This is a genomic window from Brachyspira pilosicoli, assembly GCF_019402445.1.
Taxonomy (GTDB): domain Bacteria; phylum Spirochaetota; class Brachyspiria; order Brachyspirales; family Brachyspiraceae; genus Brachyspira; species Brachyspira pilosicoli_B.
The window spans coordinates 1-3529 of record NZ_SRZM01000175.1 but is presented as its reverse complement, the minus strand read 5'-3'; the positions used below and the strand labels follow the sequence as shown (position 1 = coordinate 3529).

3 protein-coding genes and 1 tRNA gene are annotated in these 3529 nt (G+C 26.4%); 3 read left to right on the top strand and 1 reads right to left on the bottom strand.

Going from position 1 to position 3529, the window contains the following annotated elements:
• A partial coding sequence (locus E6A48_RS06605; RefSeq protein WP_219709253.1) for a BspA family leucine-rich repeat surface protein occupies positions 1–1614 on the bottom strand: 1614 nt, incomplete at its 3' end.
• Positions 1615–1808: 194 nt separating this feature from the next.
• Here E6A48_RS06605 and E6A48_RS06600 point away from each other — a divergent pair.
• The 3 genes from E6A48_RS06600 to E6A48_RS06590 all read left to right on the top strand — a co-directional run bounded on the left by E6A48_RS06600 (position 1809) and on the right by E6A48_RS06590 (position 3457).
• A tRNA-Ser gene (locus E6A48_RS06600) sits at positions 1809–1894 on the top strand.
• A gap of 13 nt (positions 1895–1907) precedes the next feature.
• Positions 1908–2543, top strand: a complete 636-nt coding sequence (locus tag E6A48_RS06595) for a flagellar biosynthetic protein FliO (protein ID WP_219709252.1) — start codon at positions 1908–1910, stop codon at positions 2541–2543.
• 86 nt (positions 2544–2629) lie between these two features.
• Positions 2630–3457: a thioredoxin family protein gene (locus tag E6A48_RS06590; RefSeq protein ID WP_219709251.1), complete on the top strand. Its 828-nt coding sequence runs from the start codon at positions 2630–2632 to the stop codon at positions 3455–3457.
• Positions 3458–3529 lie beyond the last annotated feature (72 nt).

Sequence of the window (3529 nt, the reverse complement as noted above, 5' to 3'; positions counted from 1 at the left end):
TGTATATATTTTATATAATAACCTAAGTGCATACTTACTTTCACTATTTAGTTTAATTATTAAAAGAGAAAGTTTTGTATCTTGTTCTTTTTTATATATATTATATAAAGCTTCATCGCATCCATATATTCCATAAATAAAAGCAGCAGTTTCTTTATTAGTTTTCTCATAAACATTTTTAATAAACTCTATAAATGATTCTTTATCAAGTAAATTAATTATATTGTCAATTTGTGTTAATCTTTTAACATCTCTTTTAAGAAGCAAATATTCCAAATATATATATTTTAAAACTTTATTTTCAACTTCTCTTGATTTGTCTTTTATTAAAACCTTGTAATCATTTATAAAGCTTACCTTTTTATCATCTTTTTTATTATAATTATCTTCAACATATTTTTCTGCTTCTTCTATAGTTTTGAAATTATAATTATTAGTAACAGATGAAAGCTCTTCACTAAACTCGCTTTCTAATCTCTTTTTTAATGACAAAACTTTTTTATTTGTGTCTTTCGATATAGTATTATATACTTCTCTTACATTCTCTTTTGTGATAGTTAAATAATCTTTATAAGAACCATAAAATGCCTGAAGATATGCTTTGATTCTTAAAGGCAACTCTTCATATCTGCCAAAGCATAAATTACTCATTTCTGATACTTTACTTAAATCCCAATTTGATAATGAGTCAAAACTATTATAACCTTTGGCAAAGTCAAACATTCCAAACATCGTTTTTAATTTTTTTGTATCCCATTTATCCAAAGGCTGATTAAAAGATTCAGTACCGCGAAACATACATTCCATAGTTTTTACATTGGAAACATTCCAGCTATTTAAAGGCTGATTAAATTTTAAAGCCTCATTAAACATCTCATGCATATTTTCAACCTTTGAAGTATTCCATTTATCTAAAGGCTGATTGAATTTGAAAGCACTTCTAAACATACCTTCCATAGTTTTTACTTTAGATACCTCCCAATCATTAAGAGGCTGATTAAAATTAACGCATATACTAAACATATAACCCATATCTTCGACTTTACTAACATTCCAATTACTTATATCTTGATTAAAAGCTTTAGCATAATTAAACATAGCCCTCATAGTTGTAACATTAGAAACGTCCCACTTGTCTAAAGGCTGATTAAAACTTTCAGCTACCTGAAACATACCGCTCATATTTGTTACATTGGATACATTCCAACTATTTAAAGGCTGATTGAATTTTTTACAATTATCAAACATTCTAAACATATCCTCAACATTTGAAACGTCCCATTTATCTAAAGGCTGATTAAAATCATTACAATAATAAAACATAAAACTCATATGCTTAACTTTAGATACATTCCATTTATTAAGATTATGATTAAACTTAGCTTTAGAACGGCTTTCAAAACTATCATAACTCATATATGCAAACATATAAGACATATCCTCAACATTAGAAACGTCCCAATCTTCTATGCCTTCAAAATCTTTTCTGCTACTTTTATAAAAAAGCTCGCTCATATCTGTTATAAGACTAGTATCTACATCATAGAGTTTTATTCCATCAGCATATACTAATTTTTCTAATTCTTCTTTTGTTTTTGGTTTATATTTAGCCATAATTCTATTCTCCATTCAGTTTATATAATTATAATATAGTAGATATCATATAAATTCACTATGTAAAAATATTTTTTAATTACTATTAGTTGCTTAAAAAATTAATATACATATATTTTAATAAAACTAACAAACTATATTGACTAAAAAACTTATTTATGTTAATATAGATAAACTAATAATTGATAATATTTGGAGAGATGCCCGAGAGGCCGAAGGGAGCAGTTTGCTAAACTGTCGTAGGCAACCCCTACCGCGGGTTCGAATCCCGCTCTCTCCGCATTGGAATATCTGTGATAAAAAAAATATTATTATTTACTATACTCACAATATCTCTTCTATATTCACAAGATACTAATAACATAACAAATGATACTATTCAATCAAATTATTTTAATATTCAGGAAAACACAATAAATAATACAAACAATGAACCAGCTATACTTCAAGACATTAGAAATATAGAAAACAGAGCAAATGTAAGCACCACATCTATGTTTATAAGGGCTATTATTGGTTTTATAATAACATTAGTTGGAATATACATTGTATTTATATATTTAAAAAATAAAACTAAAAAGGTATCTGGTTCTAATGAAATTATAAAAGTATTAGCTACCACTGCCATCGCATCAAACAGATATGTTTCTATTATAGAAATAGCAAATGAAATGTATTTAATATCAGTATCTGACCATAATATAAATTTGCTTTCAAAAATAGAAGATAAAGAAATGAAAGACCAAATAAAAATGATGTATGTTAATTCTAAAGAAAATACTGTGGAAGATAGTTTTAAAAACATATTAGACCAAACTCTAACAATTTTCAAACAACCAAAAATGAAAAAAGAAGACGCCCTAAAAACAACATCAGATATCAGAGAAAAATTAAAATCTCTAAATGAAAATAATAACAATAAAGAATAATATATACCCACTATCCCCTTCTTGTTTTTTATAAAAAATAATATATTATAAATATTAAATATCTTATTATAAAGGACCAAAGAATTATGAATAAAAATATAATGATGATTTTTTCATTGATTGTAATAGCTTTTACTATTTCTTGTAATGATTCTTATGCTGCTATAAAATGGGAAAAAGATTTAGCTTCTGCTGTAAAAAAAGCTAAAGATAAAGATTTGCCTATAATGATAGATGTATATACTGATTGGTGCAGTTGGTGTAAGGAGTTGGATAAAAACACTTATGCTAATAAAGAAGTAATTGATGCTGCTAAGAGAATGGTATCTGTTAAACTTAATCCAGAAACATCTAAAGAGGGTGCTGATATAGCTCAGAAGTATGGAGTTCAAGGTTTTCCTACTATACTTTTTATTAGCCATGACGGTTTTGTTTTAGAGAATGTTGGCGGATATGTAGAAGGTGAAAAGTTTGTGCCATACATGAAGAATGCTCAAGAAAAGCTAAAAAAAATAAGAATTGTTCTTCAAAGTAAAGAGCCTAGTTTAGAAAAATTAGATTTATATATGGAATCAGGCAACGAAGAAGAATCTTCAAAAATATTCAATGCTTTATTAGAAAAAAAAGCTATATCAAAAGAAGCTATGTCTAAATATATATTAGGCTTTGGTTTGATGAGAGCACAAAAAAATGATTATGATACAGCTAATTCTTATTTTGACAGAATTATAAAAGAATATCCAAACTCTCAGGAAGTTTATATAGCACATTATTATAAAGCAGTAACAATGGTATTGGCAGGCGAAAAGGAAGAGCCTAAAAAATATTTAGAAAAATTATTAGACGACCCTAAAATACCAGAAGAGATGAAAGTACAATACAACACATTATTATCATATATAAACGAAAATTGATAATATACTAAAAATTTTATGTATTTAAAAAATATTTTTAAGTTTTTTTATTTGTGGTGGCTTTGCCCCCAC

Bases quoted from the DNA above. Each gene is read 5' to 3' on its own strand.
- E6A48_RS06590 (WP_219709251.1), top strand. From the start codon at position 2,630: ATGAATAAAAATATAATGATGATTTTTTCATTGATTGTAATAGCTTTT.